The 21,137-nt window shown below is 67.9% G+C and carries 17 protein-coding genes; 16 read left to right on the forward strand and 1 reads right to left on the reverse strand.

Going from position 1 to position 21,137, the window contains the following annotated elements; translation table 11 throughout:
• Positions 1 to 112: 112 nt before the first annotated feature.
• The 9 genes from LZ605_RS18565 to LZ605_RS18605 all read left to right on the forward strand — a co-directional run bounded on the left by LZ605_RS18565 (position 113) and on the right by LZ605_RS18605 (position 12,043).
• Positions 113 to 1,159 carry a rod shape-determining protein gene (locus LZ605_RS18565; RefSeq protein ID WP_005411077.1) on the forward strand — a complete coding sequence of 349 codons (1,047 nt, stop codon included), beginning with the start codon at positions 113 to 115 and terminating at the stop codon, positions 1,157 to 1,159.
• 121 nt (positions 1,160 to 1,280) lie between these two features.
• The gene (gene mreC / locus LZ605_RS18570) at positions 1,281 to 2,402 is read left to right on the forward strand and encodes a rod shape-determining protein MreC (protein ID WP_249842821.1); all 1,122 of its coding nucleotides are present in this window, start codon (positions 1,281 to 1,283) and stop codon (positions 2,400 to 2,402) included.
• Positions 2,399 to 2,884 carry a rod shape-determining protein MreD gene (gene mreD, locus LZ605_RS18575; RefSeq protein WP_249842822.1) on the forward strand — a complete coding sequence of 162 codons (486 nt, stop codon included), beginning with the start codon at positions 2,399 to 2,401 and terminating at the stop codon, positions 2,882 to 2,884. The genes mreC and mreD overlap by 4 nt, the downstream gene beginning before the upstream one ends.
• A gap of 3 nt (positions 2,885 to 2,887) precedes the next feature.
• On the forward strand, positions 2,888 to 4,957 hold the full coding sequence (gene mrdA / locus LZ605_RS18580; RefSeq protein ID WP_249842823.1) for a penicillin-binding protein 2: 2,070 nt from the start codon (positions 2,888 to 2,890) through the stop codon (positions 4,955 to 4,957).
• Positions 4,954 to 6,066 (forward strand): rod shape-determining protein RodA, encoded by a 1,113-nt coding sequence (gene rodA, locus LZ605_RS18585; protein ID WP_249842824.1) that lies wholly within the window; start codon positions 4,954 to 4,956, stop codon positions 6,064 to 6,066. The genes mrdA and rodA (LZ605_RS18585) overlap by 4 nt, the downstream gene beginning before the upstream one ends.
• 150 nt (positions 6,067 to 6,216) lie before the next feature.
• Entirely contained in the window at positions 6,217 to 7,311 is a 1,095-nt protein-coding gene (gene rodA, locus LZ605_RS18590) for a rod shape-determining protein RodA (RefSeq protein ID WP_249842825.1), read from the forward strand.
• Between the two features lie 1,000 nt (positions 7,312 to 8,311).
• On the forward strand, positions 8,312 to 9,457 hold the full coding sequence (gene mltB / locus LZ605_RS18595) for a lytic murein transglycosylase B (RefSeq protein WP_249842826.1): 1,146 nt from the start codon (positions 8,312 to 8,314) through the stop codon (positions 9,455 to 9,457).
• Positions 9,454 to 10,722 (forward strand): septal ring lytic transglycosylase RlpA family protein, encoded by a 1,269-nt coding sequence (locus LZ605_RS18600; protein WP_249842827.1) that lies wholly within the window; start codon positions 9,454 to 9,456, stop codon positions 10,720 to 10,722. Before mltB ends, LZ605_RS18600 begins: the two co-directional genes overlap by 4 nt.
• 100 nt (positions 10,723 to 10,822) lie before the next feature.
• A complete protein-coding gene (locus LZ605_RS18605; protein ID WP_249842828.1) occupies positions 10,823 to 12,043 on the forward strand; it encodes a D-alanyl-D-alanine carboxypeptidase family protein in 1,221 nt (406 codons plus the stop codon).
• Positions 12,044 to 12,186: 143 nt separating this feature from the next.
• Here the strand turns inward: LZ605_RS18605 and LZ605_RS18610 are convergent, their stop codons facing one another.
• Positions 12,187 to 13,245, reverse strand: coding sequence for a lipid A deacylase LpxR family protein (locus LZ605_RS18610; RefSeq protein ID WP_249842829.1), 1,059 nt, complete (start codon positions 13,243 to 13,245; stop codon positions 12,187 to 12,189).
• A gap of 318 nt (positions 13,246 to 13,563) precedes the next feature.
• Here LZ605_RS18610 and LZ605_RS18615 point away from each other — a divergent pair, with 318 nt between their 5' ends.
• The 7 genes from LZ605_RS18615 to gnd all read left to right on the forward strand — a co-directional run bounded on the left by LZ605_RS18615 (position 13,564) and on the right by gnd (position 21,025).
• The gene (locus tag LZ605_RS18615; RefSeq protein ID WP_005411067.1) at positions 13,564 to 13,842 is read left to right on the forward strand and encodes a YbeD family protein; all 279 of its coding nucleotides are present in this window, start codon (positions 13,564 to 13,566) and stop codon (positions 13,840 to 13,842) included.
• Complete coding sequence (lipB, locus tag LZ605_RS18620; RefSeq protein ID WP_249842830.1) at positions 13,830 to 14,540, forward strand: lipoyl(octanoyl) transferase LipB; 711 nt, start codon at positions 13,830 to 13,832, stop codon at positions 14,538 to 14,540. The genes LZ605_RS18615 and lipB overlap by 13 nt, the downstream gene beginning before the upstream one ends.
• An 18-nt stretch (positions 14,541 to 14,558) precedes the next feature.
• Positions 14,559 to 15,569 (forward strand): lipoyl synthase, encoded by a 1,011-nt coding sequence (lipA, locus tag LZ605_RS18625; RefSeq protein ID WP_249842831.1) that lies wholly within the window; start codon positions 14,559 to 14,561, stop codon positions 15,567 to 15,569.
• Positions 15,570 to 15,887: 318 nt separating this feature from the next.
• The gene (locus LZ605_RS18630) at positions 15,888 to 18,065 is read left to right on the forward strand and encodes a carboxy terminal-processing peptidase (protein WP_107231991.1); all 2,178 of its coding nucleotides are present in this window, start codon (positions 15,888 to 15,890) and stop codon (positions 18,063 to 18,065) included.
• A 185-nt stretch (positions 18,066 to 18,250) separates the two neighbouring features.
• Positions 18,251 to 18,853, forward strand: coding sequence for a DUF2242 domain-containing protein (locus LZ605_RS18635; RefSeq protein WP_249842832.1), 603 nt, complete (start codon positions 18,251 to 18,253; stop codon positions 18,851 to 18,853).
• A gap of 17 nt (positions 18,854 to 18,870) precedes the next feature.
• Positions 18,871 to 20,109, forward strand: a complete 1,239-nt coding sequence (locus LZ605_RS18640) for a hypothetical protein (RefSeq protein ID WP_249844949.1) — start codon at positions 18,871 to 18,873, stop codon at positions 20,107 to 20,109.
• A 10-nt stretch (positions 20,110 to 20,119) separates the two neighbouring features.
• Positions 20,120 to 21,025 (forward strand): phosphogluconate dehydrogenase (NAD(+)-dependent, decarboxylating), encoded by a 906-nt coding sequence (gene gnd / locus LZ605_RS18645; RefSeq protein ID WP_107231993.1) that lies wholly within the window; start codon positions 20,120 to 20,122, stop codon positions 21,023 to 21,025.
• The last annotated feature ends 112 nt before the right edge of the window (positions 21,026 to 21,137 follow it).

The following is a 21,137-nucleotide window of genomic DNA, read 5'->3' on the forward strand; positions in this document are numbered from 1 at the left end:
GTTTTTTCCTTGCTCGGCGGCAGGCGGGTTGCTAGGCTTGTCGGCCTCGAATTCTGCCCATTTTTTCGCCATCCCGCGGCGGGCACGACACCCCTCAGGACTCCTTCCTCAGATGTTCAAGAAACTCCGTGGCATGTTCTCCAACGACCTGTCCATTGACCTGGGCACGGCCAACACCCTCATCTACGTGCGCGGGCAGGGGATCGTGCTGAACGAGCCGTCGGTCGTGGCCGTGCGCCAGGACCGTGCCATCGGTGGCACCCGCTCGGTGGCAGCCGTAGGCGCCGAAGCCAAGCAGATGCTGGGCCGTACCCCGGGCCACATCACCACCATCCGCCCGATGAAGGACGGCGTCATCGCCGACTTCACCTACACCGAGGCGATGCTCAAGCACTTCATCAAGAAGGTGCACAAGTCGCGCGTGCTGCGCCCGAGCCCGCGCGTGCTGGTCTGCGTGCCGGCCGGTTCGACCCAGGTCGAGCGCCGCGCGATCAAGGAATCGGCCGAGGAAGCCGGTGCCCGTGACGTGTACCTGATCGAAGAGCCGATGGCCGCCGCGATCGGCGCCGGCATGCCGGTTACCGAAGCCCGTGGTTCGATGGTCATCGACATCGGCGGCGGCACCACCGAAGTGGCGGTGATCTCGCTCAACGGCATCGTCTATTCGGCCTCGGTCCGCATCGGCGGCGACCGCTTCGACGAGTCGATCACCAACTATGTGCGCCGCAACCACGGCATGCTGATCGGTGAAGCCACCGCCGAGCGCATCAAGGTCGAACTGGGCTGTGCCTACCCGCAGGCCGAAGTGCAGGAACTGGAAATCTCTGGCCGCAACCTCGCCGAGGGCGTGCCGAAGATGATCAAGATCAGCTCCAACGAGGTGCTCGAGGCCCTGCACGAACCGCTGTCGGGCATCGTCAGCGCGGTCAAGCTGGCGCTGGAGCAGACCCCGCCGGAACTGTGCGCCGACGTCGCCGAGCGCGGCATCGTGCTGACCGGTGGCGGCGCCCTGCTGCGTGACCTGGACCGCCTGATCTCCGAGGAAACCGGCCTGCACGTGCAGGTGGCCGACGATCCGCTGACCTGCGTGGCCCGCGGTGGCGGTCGTGCGCTGGAGCTGGTGGACATGCACGGCAACGAGTTCTTTGCGCCGGAATAAGCCGTCCCGGCCGTTCCTGCCCGCCGCGCCCTTCCGGGGTGCGGCCCGCCGTCATGGCGGGCCGGCACCGGCGGGGCGTCCGCGTGTTTCCCCTCCGCCTCCTGCCAGTTGAATCGTTGCCGTGCCGCCCTACGCCGGTCCTCCCGTCGCCTCCCGATCCGGTGATGCCGCCAGCCCCCTGCGCTTGCTGGCCTACCTCGCACTGGCCATCACCCTGATCGTCCTCGACGACCAGGCCGGCTGGCTGGCGCGCCTGCGCGAGCAGGCCAACAGCCTGGTGCAGCCGGTATGGGCGCTGGCCGGCCTGCCCGGCAAGCTCGGCAACCAGGTCAAGGATTCCGCCGCCAGCCACACCCAGCTGGTCAGCGAGAACCGTGAACTGCGCAACCAGCTGCTGCTGGCCAATGCCCGCCTGACCCGCCTGCAGACCGCCGCGCTGGACAACGCCCAGCTGCGCGAACTGCTGAACGTGGCCGAGCGCAGTGGCCTGGACGTGCAGCTGGCGCCGATCCTGGACATCGACCTGGACCCGGTGAAGCAGCGCCTGGTGCTCGACGCCGGCAGCCGCGAAGGCGTGCACGTCGGCCAGGCGGTGATCGATGCCGGCGGTCTGATGGGCCAGGTGATCAGCGTCACCGGCGGCACCTCTACCGTGCTGCTGCTGACCGATCCCGACCATGCGGTGCCGGTGACCGTGGCCCGCAACGGCGTGCGCCTGATCGTCTATGGCCGCGGCGATACGCTGGAGCTGCGCGACATCCCGCTCAGCGCGGGGGTGGAAGTGGGCGATGAGATTGTCACCTCCGGCCTCGGCGGCCGCTTCCCGGCCGGCTTCCCGGTCGGAACCATCACCGGCCTGCGTCCGGACGATACCCACGCCTTCCTGGTCGGCGAACTGAAGCCGGCGGCACAGCTCGACCGCGGCCGCGACGTGCTGCTGCTGCGCCCGGGTGCGGCGATCCGGATTCCGCCGGAGTTGCGCCTGCAGCTGGAAGCGCCCGCTCCAGGTGGGCCCGCCGATGGCGCGACGCTGCCGGCGCAGACCGCCACCGCGCCGGCGGCCTCGGCCCCGGCTGCATCCACCTCCCCGGCAACGGCTCCTGCAACCCCGGCAGCGGCTCCTCTCCGCCGGCCGGCGGCGACCGCACCGGCGGCAACGCCAGCGGCGCTGGATCCGTCGGCGGAACCACACGCACCACAACCGGTCGAGCCGACCCCGGTCATTCCGGAGGCCCAGCGATGAGCCGCCTGCGCGACAACCCGTGGGTGCTGCCGGCCAGCCTGGTCATTGCGCTGCTGTTGGGCCTGCTGCCGCTGCCGGCGCTGCTGCAACCGCTGCGCCCGTACTGGCTGGCGCTGGTGCTGGCCTACTGGGTGATCGAAGCCCCCGAACGGGTGGGCCTGGGCATTGCCTTCGCCAGCGGCGTCATCGCCGACCTGCTGTACGGCGGGGTGCTCGGCGAACAGGCGCTGCGGCTGGTGATGCTGGCCTTCATCCTGCAGCGTTTCCGTGCCCGCATCCGCTTCTTCCCGATGTCGCAGCAGATGCTGGCCATCGGCGGCCTGCTGTTCAACGACCGCATCGTCAGCGCGCTGGTCCACATCGTGGTGGATGAGCCGACCCTGCCGTGGTCGTACTGGTGGGCGCCGCTGCTGGGCATGGGCCTGTGGCCGCTGGTGTTCGTGCTGCTGGACGCGGTGCGCTTCGGCAAGCGCGGGCGCTGAGCCATGATCCCGCGCCGTCAGGTCAAGAACCCGCACGCCGAAGCCGAACAGTTCCGCCGCCGCGCGGCGCTGGGTTTCCTGGGCGTACTGGTGTGCCTGCTGGGCCTGGGCGGCTGGTACTTCAAGCTGCAGGTGTTGGACCACGATGTCTACGCCACGCGCTCGGAAGCCAACCGCATCAAGCCGCGGCCGGTGGTGCCCGGGCGCGGCATGATCTACGACCGCAACGGCCGCCTGCTGGCCGAGAACGTGCCGGCGTTTCGCCTGGACGTGACCCCGGACAAGGTCAAGGACATGGATGCCACCCTGGAAGGGCTGGCGAAGATCATCAGCATCAGCCCGGAAGAGCTGGAAGCGTTCAACAAGTCGCGCAAGGCGCGCCGCAAGTTCCTGCCGGTCACGCTGAAGCTGCGCATGAGCGACGAGGAGATGGCCCGCTTCGCCGTCGATCGTTGGCGCTTCCCCGGCGTCGAGCTTGAGCCTTACCTGACCCGGCGCTACCCGTACGGCGATCTGTTTGCGCACATCATCGGCTACGTCGGCCGCGTCGACGACAAGGATCTGGAGATCCTCGGCGAGGGCAATGCCGCGCTGACCCACATCGGCAAGTCCGGCCTGGAGCGCTATTACGAGCAGCAGCTGCGCGGCAAGGTCGGCTACGAGCAGGTCGAGACCAACGTGCAGGGCCGTGCGATCCGCACCATCGGCCGTGTCGCTGCGCAGTCCGGCGCCGACCTGCGGCTGTCGATCGATGCCGACCTGCAGCGCGCCATGGTGGCCGCCTTCGGCGACCAGGAAGGCTCGGCGGTGGCGATGGACCCGCGCACCGGCGAGGTGCTGGCGATGGTCAGCCTGCCGTCCTACGACCCCAACCTGTTCGTCAACGGCATTTCCCATGCCGACTTCAAGGCGCTGAACGAAAACCCATCGCGGCCGCAGTTCAACCGCCTGGTACTCGGTGGTGTCGCCCCCGGTTCCACGTTGAAACCGCTGATCGGCCTGGCCGGCCTGGACTCGGGCGTGCGCCGTCCGGAAGACAAGGTGCTGTCCACCGGCATGTTCTACCTGCCCGGCACCAGCCGCGGCTGGGGTGATGCGCATCGCGGCGGCCACGGCTGGACCGACCTGCGCAAGTCCATCGCCGAATCGGTCAACACCTATTACTACCGGCTGGCGCTGGATCTGGGCATCGAGCGCTTCGACCACTACATGGAGTACTACGGCTTCGGCCAGCCGACCGGCATCGACCTGACCGGCGAGATCGGCGGCATCCTGCCGTCGCCGGCCTACAAGCGGAAGAGCCGCAAGGAAGCCTGGTACCCCGGTGATACGGTCAACATCAGCATCGGCCAGGGCGACTGGAAGGTCACCCCGCTGCAGCTGGCGCGCGGCGTCAGCGGCCTGGCCGACGGCCAGCTGCGCACCCCGCACCTGGTGATCCAGCAGCGCGACGGCTTCGACAGCGACTGGACCGCGACGCCGCCGGGCGAAAGCAAGCCGGTCAGCCCCAACCCCAACAACGTGCAGGCAGTGCGCGAAGGCATGATGGCGACCATGCGGCCCGGCGGCAGCGGCTGGCGCGTGGCGGTCGGTGCGCCCTACGTGATGGCCGGCAAGACCGGTACCGCGCAGGTCATCAGCCGCAAGGGCACCGCAGCCGTGAACCCGAAGAGCCTGCCGATGCACCTGCGCCACCGCGCGCTGTTTGTCGGCTTCGCGCCGGTCGAAAACCCGGTGATCGCCATCGCCGTGGCGGTGGAAGGCGGCGGTTACGGTGGTTCGGCCGCCGCGCCGATCGCGCGCAAGGTGTTCGATGCCTACCTGCTGGGCAAGATGCCCGAGGGCATGCAGCCGCTGGACAGCGAGCGTGGCACCACCGCCATCGGTGCCACCGCGTTCGACAACGAAGACGCCGGCGCGCGGCAGGCCGGGGATCTGGGCGCCGCGCAGCTGGGCGAACACCCGGTGCAGGTGGGGGTGCCGACGCCCGCACCGGCACCTGCGCCGACCACGCCGGCTGCCGCCGCACTGCCGGCCACGCCGCGCCCGACGGCTGTGGAGCCTGCACGATGAAAGTTTTCCTGCGCTGGGCCGGCGACATGCTGCGCCGCTTCTTCAGCACGCTGGACTGGGTGCTGTGCCTGGCGTTGGGCGCGCTGATGGTGATTGGCCTGGCCACCTTGAAGAGCGCGGGTGGCGACAGCCTGGTGATGGCCCAGGGCGCACGTTTCGCGGTGGGCATGGCGGCGCTGTGGGGCATCTCGCGCGTGCCGATCCTGCGCATCCGCTCGGCGACTCCGCTCATCTATGCGATCTCGATGATCCCGCTGCTGGCGGTGTTCGTGCTCGGCACCGGCAAGTACGGCCGGCAATGGCTGGACCTGAAGTTCTTCTACCTGCAGCCGGCCGAACTGCTGAAAGTCAGCCTGCCGATGATGGTGGCCTGGTACCTGCACAAGATGCCGTTGCCGCCGCGCTTGAGCACCGTGCTGACCGCACTGGTCATCATCGGCGTGCCGACCGGGCTGGTGATGCTGCAGCCTGACTTCGGCACCGGCGTGCTGATCGCCGCCAGCGGGGTGTTCGTGCTGCTGCTGGCCGGCCTGCCGTGGTGGTGGGTGGGGTTGGGCGTGGGCGGCGTGGCCGCAGTCGCGCCGTTGGCCTGGTTCTGGCTGCTGCGGCCGTACCAGAAGGATCGCATCATGATGTTCCTGGACCCGGAGATGGACGCGCTGGGTGCGGGCTGGAACATCATCCAGTCGAAGATCGCGATCGGTTCCGGCGGCTTCGATGGCAAGGGCTGGGGCGAAGGCTCGCAGTCACACCTGAACTTCATTCCCGAGCAGACCACCGACTTCGCGTTCTCGGTGCTGAGCGAGGAATTCGGCTGGATCGGCGTGGCCACCGTGCTGGCGCTGTACCTGGTGGTGATCGGGCGTTGCCTGTGGATTGCCAGCCAGTCGCGCGACTCGTACTCGCGCCTGCTGGCCGGTGCCACCGGTCTGGCGTTCTTCGTCTACGTGCTGGTCAACGGCGGCATGATTTCCGGCCTGCTGCCGGTGGTGGGTGTGCCGATGCCGCTGATCAGCTACGGCGGCACCTCGGCAGTGTCGCTTCTGGCCGGCTTCGGCCTGGTGATGGCGGTACGCAGCCACAACCCGGTGCACGGCGGCTACGGCTAGCCGTCGCACTTCCTGCTCCTTGTAGAGCCGAGCCATGCTCGGCTGCCCTTCGTACAGCACACCCGGGCCCAAGCCGAGCATGGCTCGGCGCCACAGGTGCACATGTGCCCCTGACAGCTTCACGCAAGCACGCATTGCTACCGTGCCCATGTGGAATGGAAACGACTGCTTGGCCTCTGCCATGAGGCGGTGCGCACGATAGACCTGCCGTTGCTGGCCGCGCTGTTGATCCTGATGGGCGCCGGCCTGGCGGTGCTGCACAGCGTGTCCGGGCCGGTGGTCGGGCAGGCGGCGCGCTTCGCCGCTGGCCTGGTCGCGATGTGGCTGTTGTCGCGCGTCCCGCTGCTGCGCCTGCGCGCGTGGACGCCGGCGATCTACGCACTGTCGATGCTGCCGCTGATGGCGGTGTACGTGATCGGCACCGGCAAGTATGGGCAGCGCTGGCTCAACCTGGGCGTGTTCTACCTGCAGCCGTCCGAGCTGCTCAAGCTCAGCCTGCCGCTGATGATGGCCTGGTACCTGCACCGGCAGCCGCTGCCCCCGTCGCCGCGCACGGTGCTGACCGCCGCCGTGCTGATCGGCGTACCCGCGGTGTTGATCCTGCTGCAGCCCAACCTCGGCACCGCCACGCTGGTCACCGCCAGCGGGGTGTTCGCGCTGCTGCTGGCCGGGTTGCACTGGGGCTGGGTGGCGACCGGCGCGACGGGCCTGGCCGTAGCCGCACCGCTGGCCTGGTTCGGCCTGTTGCGGCAATACCAGAAGGATCGCGTGCTGACTTTCCTCGACCCGGCGGCCGATCCACTCGGCACCGGCTGGAACATCCTGCAGTCGCGCATCGCGATCGGTTCCGGTGGCTGGGACGGGCGCGGCTGGGGGCAGGGCACGCAGGCCACCCTGGATTTCCTGCCCGAGTACACCACGGACTTTGCGTTCTCGGTGCTGGCCGAGGAGTTCGGCTGGATCGGCGTGGCCAGCGTGTTCGCGCTGTACCTGTTCGTGGTCGGGCGCTGCCTGTGGATCGCGGTGCATGCGCGCGACACGCACGCACGGTTGCTGGCCGGCAGCCTGGGCTTGGCGTTCTTCGTCTATGTGCTGGTCAATGGCGGGATGATTTCCGGCCTGCTGCCGGTGGTAGGCATTCCAATGCCGTTGATCAGCTACGGCGGGACCTCGGCGGTGTCGCTGCTGGCCGGTATCGGGTTGGTGATGGCGGTGCGGGGGCACCGGCCCGTGCACGGCGGATAGGTTTCCAGCCAACGGCGCAGCCCCTCGTGGGTGGAGGTGGTCGCGGAAAGCAAAAGCCGCGGGTGGGCCGGTCGGGTTGGGTACGCGGGGGACGCCGTGAATCCGTCCCTGGAGGCTTGGCAGCCGCATCCATGCGGCTGACACCCCCGCGTACCCGACCCGACCGCCCTCTGACAGATTTTGGCGGTCTGCCACCCACGGAGAAGAAAGAGAAGATCAAAAGCAAAAGCAAAAAAAACCAGCTAGGCCGGTTGCATCATTGCTTCCTGTAAAGCCGAGCCATGCTCGGCTCTCGAGCAAGCGCAGCGCGCGACCCGCTCTTGACCTTCTTTTTCCTCTCCGTGGGTGGACGCACCCGAAAACTGTCAGCGACCGGGTGGGTGGGCAGCGCGGGGTGTCCGCGGCATGGATGCCGCGGCCAAGCCCCCATGGATGGGTTCACGGCGTCCCCTCGCTGCCCACCCACCCGGCCAGCCCTCAGCAATCCGGCTTTCACCGACCACCTCCACCCACGCGGGGTTGCGCCGTTGGCTGGAACCTTCCTGACTCTGCGCAACGCCTGTTGTGGAAGCGTTCTCACAACAACGCGTGGAGGCCCGCCCACTGACCAAAGGCCAGAAAAATTGTTAAGGGGTTCACACTTTTACGCCGCGTTGATCTTGATCAATGGACTTGTCGTAATCGGCCTGCACAATGGCGGCCCGTTCGGCACGGCGCGCCGTCAATCGTTGCAGCGCGAGGGGGCGTCGGGCGGGAGCAGTACTGATCCAACAGGTACAGGGAGCGCGGAGCACTGCCACTGGGGAGCGGCAGCCGCGCAGGTACCGACCGGATCCGGTCGCCGGTTGCGTCTGCGGGGATGGGGACGCAACCGGCCACCTCTCACTGAATGGGGCAGGCGGATCACGACGCCTTCACATTTCCCGCTGAACGCGGGCAAATCGTTGTGATTCATGGTGTTAGGGGTTTTAATTCATCCATGACCTGCTAACCTGCGACGATGATTCGACGCACTCTGGCCTGCATGCTCACCCTCGGCCTGGTCGCCTGCGCGACCCAGCCAAAGTCCCCACCGTCTTCGCCCCAGGCCAGCAGTACGCCGCGCCAGCCCGCCGCCAAGGCCCACGGTCCGGCCGAGGCCGCACCCGAAGCCACCGCCGCCAGCGCGCCGCCGGTCGATCTCACCCCGGTGCCGTTCGAGGTTGCGCGGGCTCGTTTCATTGCCGATACCGCCAAGCGCTATGGCCTGAAGCCGGAGCAGATCCGCAACGTGCTCGACCAGGCGCAGGTGCGCCAGCCGATCATCGCCGCGATGTCGCGCCCGGCCGAGCGGGTCAAGCCGTGGAACGAATACCGGCCGATGTTCATCAGCAAGGCACGTATCGACGGTGGTCGCGCGTTCCTGGCCGAACACCGCGCCGAACTGGATCGCGTGCAGCAGCGCACCGGCGTGCCGGCCGAAGTGATCGTGGCGATCATCGGCGTGGAAACCAGCTACGGCAGGAACGCCGGCAGCCATCGCGTGCTCGATGCGCTGTACACGCTGGCCTTCTATTACCCGCGCAGCGGCGACCCGGCCAAGCTGGAGCGCGAAGTGCGCCGTGAGCTGTTCTTCCGCGATGAGCTGGCCAAGCTGTTCGAGCTGGGCCGCGAAGAAAAGCTCGACATCACCACGCTCAAGGGCAGCTATGCCGGTGCGATGGGCATGGGCCAGTTCATGCCGTCCAGCTACCTCGATTACGCGGTGGACGGCAACGGCGATGGCCGTCGCGACCTGTTCAACAGCTACGACGACGTGTTCTCGTCCATCGCCAATTACTTCGTGAAGAAGGGCGGCTGGGTGCGCGGTGGCCAGGTGGCCGTGCCGGCCACGCTGGCGCCGGGCCGCGAGGAGTTCAACCCGACCGAGTGGATGCCCACCTGGTCGCTGGCCGACCTGGCACAGCGCGGCTACCAGCCCAGCGCGCCGGTGCAGCCGGGCGCCACCGCCACCCCGATCACCCTGGAAGGCAGCACCGGCAAGCAGTACTGGCTGGGCTTCCAGAACTACTACGCGATCACCCGCTACAACCTCTCGAAGATGTACGCGATGGCCGTGTTCCAGTTGTCCCAGGCCATCGCCGGACAGGAGCTGCCCCCGGCATGAACATCAGATGGCTGGTCCCGAGCTTGATCGTCCTCGCGCTGGCAGCGTGCAGCAGCGCGCCGAAGAAGCCGGCCACCGCCGGCCATGCTGGCAAGTCCAGCGGAACGCTGGTGCAGGGCCGCGGTTCGCGCCCGGCGCACTGTCCGGAAGGTTCGCCCTACGCGGCGGCCAAGGAAGACCTCAGCACCCGCGGCAACTACACCGCCGGTGGCCTGTACAAGCCCGGGGTGAAGGACAGCACGCCTACCTACATTCCGAACGTGGCCTGCATTCCCGAGCCGGAAGTGACCGCCGAGGAGCGCTCGGCGATCGGCAACAAGTCGCCGTACGTGGTGCTGGGCAAGTCGTACAAGGTGCTCGACGACACCCATGATTACGTCGAGCGCGGCACCGCCTCCTACTACGGCGCCAAGTTCCATGGCCGCCTGACCTCCAACCGCGAGGTCTACGACATGTACCAGTTCACCGCCGCGCACAAGACGTTGCCGCTGCCCAGCTTCGCCCGCGTGACGAACCTGGACAACGGCGAATCGGTGATCGTGCGTGTCAACGATCGCGGCCCGTTCCATGATGGCCGCGTGGTCGATCTCAGCTACGCCGCCGCCGTGCGGCTGGGCATCACCCAGCGCGGCACCGGCAATGTGGAAGTGCGTGCGCTGCAGCCGGGCGAGAGCAACCTGCTGGCGCAGAAACCCTCGCGCCGTGAGCGTCGTGCCGCCGAAGCAGCCGCCGCCACCGCCATGGCCAGCACGCGGTCGGCACCGGCCGCACGTGCGCCGGCCGACAGTGACATTGATCGCCTGGTCAATCGCCTGCCGACCGACGGTGCACCGTCGCGCGGCCAGCCGGCCACCACCCAGGGCGTGGCCAGTACGGCGCCGGACGTGGCGGTCAGCAGCCTGCCGCCGAGCGCACCGCCGGTGCGCAGCACGGCACCTGCGCCGGCCGTGGTGGCCAGCACGGCGCCGCGTACGGTGGCACCGGCACCGGTGCGTAGCACCCCGGCCACGCCCAGCCTGTCGCAACAGGTGGTCGGCGCGGTGATGGTACAGGTCGCCAGCTTCTCCAGCCGCGACAATGCCAACCGCGCGATGGGCCAGCTCAACGCTGCCGGCATCGTCGGGGCCACCATCAGCGATATCGCCGCCGGTGGCCGTACCCTGTTCCGCCTGCGTGTTCCCGCCAACGACCATGCCAGTGCCGCGGAACTTGTCGGCCGCATCGCCGGTCTGGGGCTGGGTTCGCCGCAGATCGTCAAGGATTGATCCGCCCGGGCCGGTGCTGCCGGCCCACGCTCCCCCGGCCTTACAATGGCCGTTACGTTCCACCCTCCATTCCCGGCCGTCCCCTGGAGCCTGCTGTCCAATGAATTTCCGTTCCGCCGCCACCGCCCTGGCCGCCACCCTGGTGGTGGGCCTGGCTTCCGCCCAGACGCCGCTGCCGACTCCGGCCACGCCGGCGCCCGCCGCTGCCGCTGCCGCCCCGGCCACCGTCGCCACTCCGCCGGCCCCGGCGCCGAGCGTGTCCAAGGCCTGGGTACTGATGGATTACGCCACCGGCCAGGTACTGGCCGGCGAAAACGTCCACGAGCAGCTGGCCCCGGCCAGCATCACCAAGGTGATGACGTCCTACGTGATCGCCGCCGAGGTCAAGAACGGCAAGGTCCGTGCAGATGACCAGGTGATGATGAGCGAGCGCGCCTGGCGTGAAGGTGGCGCCGGCACCGACGGCAGCTACAGCGGTTTCCCGGTCAACCAGACCGCACGCCTGGAAGACATGGAAAAGGGCATGGCGATCCAGTCCGGCAACGACGCCGCGATCGCCCTGGCCGAACACGTGGCCGGTAGCGAAGAGGCCTTCGCCTCGCTGATGAACAGCTACGCCGCCAAGATCGGCATGAAGGATTCGCACTTCGTCAACGCCCACGGCCTGACCGCGCAAGGCCATCACAGCACCGCCTACGACCTGGCGCTGCTGGGCCGGGCGATGGTGCGCGACTACCCGGAAACCTACGCGTACAACAAGATCAAGGAATTCCAGGTCGGCAACATCAAGCAGCCCAACCGCAACCTGCTGCTGTGGCGCGATGGCAGCGTGGACGGCATCAAGACCGGCCACACTTCCGAGGCCGGCTACTGCCTGATGAGCTCGGCCCAGCGCGGCGATCAGCGCCTGATCGCGGTGGTGCTGGGGGGGGCATCGGAGAAGCAGCGTGCCGATGACAGCCTGGCCCTGCTGAACTGGGGCTTCCGCTTCTTCGAGACCCACCGCCTGTACGAGCCGGGCAAGGCCGTGGCCGAGCACAAGGTCTGGAAGGGCACCACCGACAAGGTGCAGCTGGGCGTGGCCCAGCCGATGCTGGTGAGCGTGCCGCGCGGCCGCTACAACGACCTGAAGCCGAGCATCGACGTGCCCAAGACCCTGGAAGCACCGTTCACCGCCGGCCAGCAGATCGGCACCGTGAAGGTGACCCTGGATGGCAAGGTCGTTGCCGAAGCACCGCTGGTGGCGGTGGCTGCCGTCGAGCAGGCCGGCTTCTTCAAGCGCCTGTGGGACAGCTTCTGGATGTGGTGGGAATCGGAATGATCCACGCATCTGCGTGGTGAAGGAAAAGGCCGGCGAATGCCGGCCTTTTTCGTTTCGGGATGGCGGTTGCGGGTCCTGCCGGCCGCTGGTCGGCCCCCATGAACCCCTCCGGGATATGCCCGCAGCCGACCAACGGTCGGCACCTACAGCGAGCGGCTGATGGTGAAGCTGCCGAACACCGGTGACTGGCGCTGGCCGCTGAACTCTCGGGTGCTGTGGTAGCGCGCCATCGCGAACTTCCAGCGTCCACGCATCACGGCGATGCCGTAGCCGGCCTGGGCGACCACGTGGCGCTTGTCCACGCTGTGGCTGCTGCGGAAGGTGTTGCCGTCCAGCGTGATATCGCGGATCACCCACGCCGCATCGGTGGTGGCGAACAGGTGCCAGGACCAGCCGCTGGGACGGCCACCGCGCGTGGGCGCAGTGTTCTCACCGGCCGGGCGCAGCGGCGTGCTGCCGAAGTCGTCGGGCAGCTTCCAGCCGAAGCGCACTTCGCCGCCGGCATTGGCCTTGGTTTCCAGGTTGCCGATCGAGCCGCCGTAGTGGCTGATTGCATCCCAGCCCCAGCCGCCGGCATTGATGCTGGCATCGGCCGGCCAGCGCCGCATGCGCTCGTGGGTCAGCATGAACACCGGTTCGTTGTGCAGCTGGTTGTCCCAGCCCTCGAACTTCTTGTCACCCAGCAGGCTGTGCACCGCATCCTGCACCTGCTTGCCCTGTGCCCACGGCCCGACCACGCCCAGCGCCAGCTGGGTGGTCTGCAGGCGGTCGCCGCTGCGCGCGTTGAAACCGAAGCTGGCCAGCAGTACGCCGGCATACGGGCGATCCTCCTCGATCAGATCGCGCCGGGCCGGGTCTGTCGGGGTGAAGATGCCCTGGCCGATGCTGAAGATCATGTTCTGCTGCTCGAACTTGCCCGGATGCAGCCCTTCCAGGTACTGGTTCACCCAGCGCGCCATGCGCGGCAGACAGGGGTCATCGGTGTAGTCGACCAGGTTCGGCGAAACCAGGGTCAGCTGCGCGCCGTTGGTATAGCCCTGGTCCTGGTGGCGGCCACCGAACAGGTCGTTGTCGACGCGGAAGTTGACCTGGGGCGGGTGGTCGCGCATCGCGTCCGGGCCGCATTGTTCAGCGGCCTGGGCGGCAAGAGGGAGGGCGGCGGCCAACAGGCCGGACAGCCCGAGGGCTGCGACGCTACGCATGGATGGAATGCTCATGGGGAAGGGGGCACGGGTTTGTCGTTATCTGCAACAACACGGTACTCGTGCGCCTGTGACGGAACGAGCGCTTTCCGCTCACTTGTCTGTTCCGAAAACAACATTGTCCGGACGACACAATCCGTTACAGGTGCCCGGCCAAGCCACGGGCCGGGCCGCCCTGGGCCATGCCGGTGTCAGTCAGCTGGCGTTGGGGTGGCCGGCGGGTGCCGCCGCTGCCTGCAACGCAGCAGCCCGCAGGTGCCGCCTTTGACTTTGATGAATACTCTTGGGTTTGTTGCCCTGCGGCCCGATAATGGGGCCATGGAAATCAAGTCCGACAACCCCGACCACGGCTTCCAGTTCCCCGGCCAGTTCGAGCTCAGCGCCATGGGCCCGGCCAACCGCGGCCTGGAACATGAGCTCCCCCGCCTGCTGCTGGCCGCCGGCATCGATGTCGTCAATGAACGCATCAGCTGGAAGCATTCGTCCAACGGCAAGTACGTGTCCGTCCGCATCGTGTTCAAGGCCGAAAGCCGCGAACAGTACGACCTGGCCCACCAGGCGCTGCGCGACCACCCGGAAGTGAAGTGGACGCTGTAGCCGACAGCTGCCCTGCCGCGGCCGCCCCGGAAGACCGCGCGCCGCGACCGGCGGTGGTCCGCGACCTCGGCCGCCAGCCGTACGAGCCCGTGTGGCGCGCCATGCAGCGCTTCACCGACCAGCGCAGCGACGCCGATGCCGACGAGCTGTGGGTGGTCGAGCACGACCCGGTGTTCACCCTGGGCCAGGCCGGCAAGGACGAACACGTGCTGGCGCCGGGCGATATCCCGGTGCTGCATGTGGACCGTGGCGGCCAGGTGACCTATCACGGCCCCGGCCAGCTCGTGGTCTATCCGCTGCTACGCCTGCCGCGGCTGGGCATCGGTGTGCGCGACTACGTGTGCCGCATCGAACAGGCCCTCATCGATACCCTGGGCGAGTGGAACATCGGCGCCGAACGCCGCGAGGGCGCCCCGGGCGTCTATGTCGGTGGCGCCAAGATTGCTGCGCTGGGCATCCGCGTGCGCCGCGGCTGCACCTTCCACGGCCTGGCCTTCAATGTGTCGATGGACCTGGAACCCTTCCACCGCATCAATCCCTGTGGCTACCAGGGGTTGCAGGTGACCTCGGTGGTAGACTTGGGCGGCCCCTCCGGGATGGATGCCGTCAAGCCGGTGCTGCTGGACCACCTGGCCCGCCAGTTCGGCCTGCTGCTGCAGCACACGCCGGAACTGCCTGATCTTTCTGCGGCCGCCTGACCGCCCCCCGGAACTGCCATGACTGAAACCACCGCCCGTTCCATTCCCCTGCAGATCGTGCAGGGCGACTCTCCGTCCGCCGCGCCGTTGCAGGCCGGGGTCAAGCAGCTGGGCGGTGACAAGATCAACCGCTCGCCGGTGCAGTTCGCCGACGCGCCGGTGCTGCGCAAGCCGTCCTGGATCCGCGTGCGCATTCCTTCGGGCAATGCCGTGCAGAACCTGAAGGCCAAGCTGCGCGAGAACCGCCTGGTGACCGTGTGCGAGGAAGCCAGCTGCCCGAACATCCACGAGTGCTTCGGCCACGGCACCGCCACTTTCATGATCCTGGGTGAAGTCTGCACCCGCCGCTGCTCGTTCTGCGACGTGGCCCACGGCCGCCCGAAGCCGCCCGATGCCAACGAGCCGGCCAGCCTCGGCCAGACCGTGGCCGACATGGGCCTGAAGTACGTGGTGGTGACCAGCGTCGACCGCGATGACCTGCGCGACGGCGGTGCCCAGCACTTCGTCGACTGCATCACCGCCATCCGCGAGAAGTCGCCGGGTACCCGCATCGAAGTGCTGACCCCGGACTTCCGCGGCAAGGGCCGCATGGAGCGCGCGCTGGAGATCCTGGCGCAGAACCCGCCGGATGTGTTCAACCACAACATCGAAACCGTACCGGACCTGTACCGCAACGTGCGCCCGGGCGCGGACTACCAGTGGTCGCTGAACCTGCTGAAGAACTTCAAGGCGCAGCACCCGGAGGTGCCGACCAAGAGCGGCATCATGCTGGGCCTGGGCGAAGACTTCGAACAGATCAAGGCGACCATGCGTGATCTGCGCGCGCATGACGTGGACATGATCACCATCGGCCAGTACCTGCAGCCGACCGCGCACCACCACCCAGTGCTGAAGTACTGGACCCCGGACGATTACAAGGCGCTGGAAGACTACGGCTACGAGCTGGGCTTCAGCCACGTGGCCTCCGGCCCGATGGTGCGCTCCTCGTACCACGCCGACGTGCAGGCCAAGGGCGCCGGCGTCCGGTAAGCGGTTGCGCGATGCGCGCTACCGCTTCCCACGATGCGCTGCGCACACCGTGGGCCCCGGCTTACCACCACCCACACCCCCGCCGCTTCGCGGCCGCCCCCTGACTCAGGGGGCTTGCAACCCGATGCCCTCCGCAACCGGACAGACGGCACCTCCGGCTGTCCTGCTCTTCAGCCATTCACAATTTGCTACACCGGCCCCGCTAGGCTGGTTTTCCGCCGGATGTGGGCGGGTGACAAACCCGGCAACTTTCGGCACTGTCGGGGTGTCTGAACACCCTGCAGTCTCCCCCTTGGCAAGGCGCCTTCGAGCACGTCAATGAAATTCAAAGCCCCCGCATTCCTGTTGGCCCTGGCGCTGGTTGCGCCGTTGGCGCTGGCGGCCAAGGCCGACTCGCCCGCTTTGCCTGCGGCGGCGACCGCCGATCAGGTCACCACCTCCAAGCTGGTGTACGGCCTGTTGTCCGACAGCCGCTACGCCTACCGCCCGCGCGCGCTGGACGAGGCCACCTCCAAGGACGTGTTCAAGCGCTACCTGGAGACGCTGGACGGCGGCAAGCAGTACTTCACCCAGGCCGACGTGGCCCGTTTCGCACCGTTTGAAGCCAACATCGCCTCGGCCATCCGCGGCGGCGAGCTTGAGCCGTCGTTCCAGGTGTTCGCCGTCTACAAGCAGCGCGTCGGCGAGCGCGTGGCCTATGCGCGCAAGCTGCTCAAGCAGGAGCCGGACTTCACCACCGACGAGCGCTTCGAATACGACCGCAAGAAGGTGCCGTGGGCGGCCAGCAGTGCCGAGCTCGACGAGCTGTGGCGCAAGTCGGTCAAGAACGATTGGCTGCGCCTGAAGCTGGCCGGCAAGAAGCCCGATGACATCCGCAAGACGCTGGACAAGCGCTACGCGACGCTGGAGAAGTCGGTCAATGAACTGAAGGGCGAGGACGTCTTCCAGTTCTTCATGAACGCCTATACCAGCGCGGTCGACCCGCACACCGATTACTTCACCCCGCGTACCGCCGAGAACTTCAACCAGGCGATGTCGCTGTCGCTGGAAGGCATCGGTGCGCAGCTGCAGCGCCAGGACGATGTGGTGGTGATCCGCGAGATCATCGCCGGTGGCCCGGCCGCGGTGGACGGCACGCTGAAGCCGGGTGACCGCATCGTCGGCGTCGGCCAGGGCAAGTCCGGCCAGGTCGAGGACGTGATCGGCTGGCGCATCGATGACGTCGTGGCCAAGATCCGCGGTGCCAAGGACACCCAGGTCAAGCTGGAATTCATCCCCGCCGCCGAAGGCGCCGACGGCAAGCACCACACGCTGGTGCTGACCCGGCAGAAGGTGCGCCTGGCCGAACAGGCCGCCAAGGGCGAGACCATGACCATTCCTGCCGCCAATGGCGAACCGGCGCGCAAGGTCGGCGTGATCAAGCTGCCGACCTTCTACCAGGACTTCGAAGGCCGTCGCCGCAATGCGGCCGACTATGCCTCGGCCACCCGCGACGTGGCCAAGCTGCTGGCCGGCTTCAAGAACGACAAGCTGGACGGCGTGGTGCTGGACCTGCGCAACAACGGCGGCGGTTCGCTGGATGAGGCGATCGAACTGACCGGCCTGTTCATTGAGCAGGGCCCGGTGGTGCAGGTGCGCGAGTCCGGTGGCCGCGTCACCGTCAACAGCGACCGCAACCAGGGCGTGGCGTGGGACGGCCCGCTGGCCGTGCTGATCAACCGTGGTTCGGCCTCGGCGTCGGAAATCTTCGCCGGCGCCATCCAGGACTACGGCCGTGGCCTGGTGATCGGTGAGACCAGCTTCGGCAAGGGCACCGTGCAGAACATCGTCGACCTCGACCGTTGGCCGAGTGGCGAAACCCAGCGCTTTGGACAGGTGAAGCTGACCATCGCCCAGTTCTTCCGTATCAGCGGCAGCAGCACCCAGCACAAGGGCGTGGTGCCGGACCTGGCCTTCCCGGCCAGCGTCGATGCCACCGAGTTCGGCGAAAGCACCTACGACAACGCGCTGCCGTGGACCCGCATCGCGGCCGTGCCGCACACCCAGTACGGCAACTTCGCGCCGCTGCTGCCGAAGCTGGAGACCCGCCACGACGCGCGTATCGCCACCGACAAGGAATTCCAGTGGTGGAACGAGGATGTGGAGCAGTTCCGCACCGAAGCGGCGAAGAAGTACATCTCGCTGAACGAAGCCACCCGCCGCGCCGAGCGTGAGCGCCAGGACACCCAGCGCAAGGAGCGCCAGCTGCAGCGCAAGGAACTGGGCCTGGCCCTGGACCCGCTGGCCGATGACAGCAGCGATGACGGCCTGACCGGCAACGAGCGTGACATCGTCAAGGATGCCGCGCGCGAGAAGGCCGCCGAGAAGCGTCCGGACCCGCTGCTGCGTGAATCGGCCTCGATCCTGGCCGATGCAGTGAACCTTCTGGAGGCTGATCGCCCGCTGTCGGCGCAGGTGCTGCCGCAGTCCACCGGTGCCGGTCGCTGGGCGGACTGAGCGGCTCAGCGGGTGAGAGACCCGAGGGGCCGGCATTGCCGGCCCTTCTTTGTCTGAGGAACTGTTTCCCGGTGGCGCCGGGCCATGCCCGGCGGATGAACCGGGACCAACGTGGGGGCCGGTTTCGACCTGCCGCACACGAGGGCAGGGCTACCCTTGGCGGTACCCTCCTCGCAGGAGTACCCATGCGGGCCTCCCGTCTTTCCAGCGTTGTCGTGGCGCTGTCCAGCGCCCTGATCCTGTCGGCCTGCGGTGGTCGCGCCGCCGACAGCACCGTACTGCGCGAGTCCTTTGATTCGGGCGATACCTTCTCGCGCACGGTCGAGGGTCGCCCCGGCGAGGCCTGCGAGGCGGCACGCCGTACCCTGCTCAGCCAAGGCTATGCCATCGCCCGCGCCGACGACACCCAGGTGGAAGGGAACAAGAATTTCCAGCCACGCGAAGATGATCACGAGCAGCTGGTGCTGCGCATCTCCTGCGCGCCGCGCGGCAGCCAGGCGCTGGTGTTCGTCAGTGCCGTGCAGGACCGCTACGCGCTGAAGAAGAGTCCGACCTCGGCCAGTGTCGGCGTCGGTGCGCTGGGTTCGGTATCGCTGCCGTTCGGCAGCAATGACGACTCGCTGGTGAAAGTGGCCAGCAGCACGGTCACCGATGCCGAGTTCTATCGACGCTTCTTCCAGCGCCTGCAACAGTACCTGCCAGCAGACTCCGGCAAACCACCGCCACCGCCACCGCCACCGCCACCGCCGGCCCCTGAACCCGCACCGGCGGCCACGGACCAGGGTTGAGCGTGCGTGGCAGGCTGATGGGCGTGGCGCTGCTGCTGGTGCCTGCGCTGGGCGCCGCGTCCACGCCCACCGACTGCGTGCAGGGCCTGTTGCAGCGACTGGGCTGGCGCTTCGAAGACGCGCCGGTTGCCGCGCCCGAGGTGCAGGGCGGCCCGGTGTGCACGCGTGCCTCGCTGGCGGCGGCGCAGGCAGCAGGTGACCTGCACGTGCGCTGGCCTGTGGATCTGCCGGCTGCATCGCGCCAGGCGCTGTTGCAGCAGCTGTTGGACGATCCGGCCACGGTCTGCGCCTATGCCTTCGAACTGGGCGCGGCCACCGGCCGTGCAACGGCCGCATTGCAGGGCAACACAGGCTTCCGCTTCTCCGGCCTGCAGATGGGGTGGATCGGTTTCGGCCTGCAGGGCGCGCCTTCGCAGGGCTGGCAGCGCACGCGCAGTTTCGGTCGTGGTTTTGTGCCCAGCGACGGCAACAGCCGCGCGTTGCAGGCGTTCTACAGCGGCCGCGTGCGCACCGAGTGCGGAGTGGGCCGCCAGGTCGCGCAGCTGGCGACCCAGCGCGAACTGTATGGCGATGCTGCATTCGATGCGGAGTTCAAACCCGCCGAACTGTCGATCGGCACGTTCCTGGCGCTGCATGACACCGACAGCATCCTGCTCGGCGCGCATGCGGGCGACTTCTTCGCCGATGGCAAGGCGGTGCGCACGTCGGCGATGGGGCGGCAGGCCTTCGTCGGTGTCCCCGGCTTCATCGAGCACGTGTACGACAAGGGCAGCCTGGATGACCTGAGCAACCAGGCCGAGAACTTCGTCGTGGTCGAGGTGGGCGAGGGCGCCGCGCAGGCACTGGCCCTGCACGGCGGCTTGGCCTGGTACGACCAGCGCAATGCCGAGCTGTGGCGGCTGGCGCAGGGCATGCCGCGCGTCGGCATGCGTTATTTCGAGCGTCTGCTGTTCGAGCGCGATGCGCAACTGCGCGCCGCACTGGCGCCGCGCCATCGCGCCACGCTGGCGCGCATGGACCAGCTGCTGGACGATCCGTTCTACCAGCAGCTCGTGATCTATGTGCATCCACGCGGTATACGTCCCATCGGATACCACATCGCCCGCCTGCTCGATCGCAACCCCCGCACGCCGTTTTCGATCGACCTGGCGGTGCACAATCTGCATACCACGCTCTACCGGCGTTGGCGCGAGGCGCAGCTGCGCCACTGCGCGGCTACCGGCAGGCCAGGCAGCCTGACCCTAGACCCCAACTGAAGGTGAAACAATGGATATTGCAATGATCGGCCTCGGCCGCATGGGCGCCAACATGGCCCAGCGCCTGCATCGCGGCGGCCACCGCGTGGTCGGCTACGACCCGGGCGAAGGTGCACGCCAGCGCGCTGCCGAGGCCGGCCTGGAGGTGGTTGATTCGCTGGCCGCCGCCGTGGCCGCACTGCCGGTGCCGCGCGTGCTGTGGCTGATGGTGCCGGCCGGCGAAACGGTCGACCAGACCCTGGGCCAGCTGACCCCGCACCTGGCCGAGGGTGACATCGTCATCGACGGTGGCAACTCCAACTACCAGGACTCGATCCGCCGCGCCAAGGCGCTGGCCGAGGACGATCTGGGCTACGTCGACTGCGGCACCAGCGGTGGCGTGTGGGGCCTGCAGGAGGGCTACAGCCTGATGGTCGGTGGCGAGGCGTCGGTGGTGGAACAGATCGCGCCGCTGCTGCGCACGCTGGCACCGGCCGAAGATCGCGGCTGGGCGCGTGTCGGTCCGTCCGGCGCCGGTCACTTCACCAAGATGGTCCACAACGGCATCGAGTACGGAATGATGCAGGCCTATGCCGAAGGCTTCGCACTGATGGAGCGCAAGCAGGAGATGGAGCTGGACCTGGCGCAGGTGGCCGAGGTGTGGCGCCACGGCAGCGTGGTGCGTTCGTGGCTGCTGGACCTGAGCACCGAGGCGCTCAAGCGCAACCCATCGCTGGACGGCATCGCACCGTACGTGGAGGATTCCGGTGAAGGCCGCTGGACGGTGGCCGAAGCCATCGCGCTGGACGTGCCGGCACCGGTGATCACCCTTTCGCTGCTGGAACGGCTGCGCTCGCGCGAATCCAATTCGTTCACCGACCGCCTGCTGTCGGCGATGCGCAACGAGTTCGGCGGCCACGCGATCAAGAAGTCGTAAGCCGCGCGACCGGGGTCGGATCCCTTTCCGCGGGAAAGGGCTCTGACCCCATGAAGCCAGTCGATCCCTTCCACGTCATCCACGCATGGCGTGGATGTGTCGACCAAGCTCG

The organism is Stenotrophomonas maltophilia (assembly GCF_023518235.1).
Taxonomy (GTDB): Bacteria; Pseudomonadota; Gammaproteobacteria; order Xanthomonadales; family Xanthomonadaceae; genus Stenotrophomonas.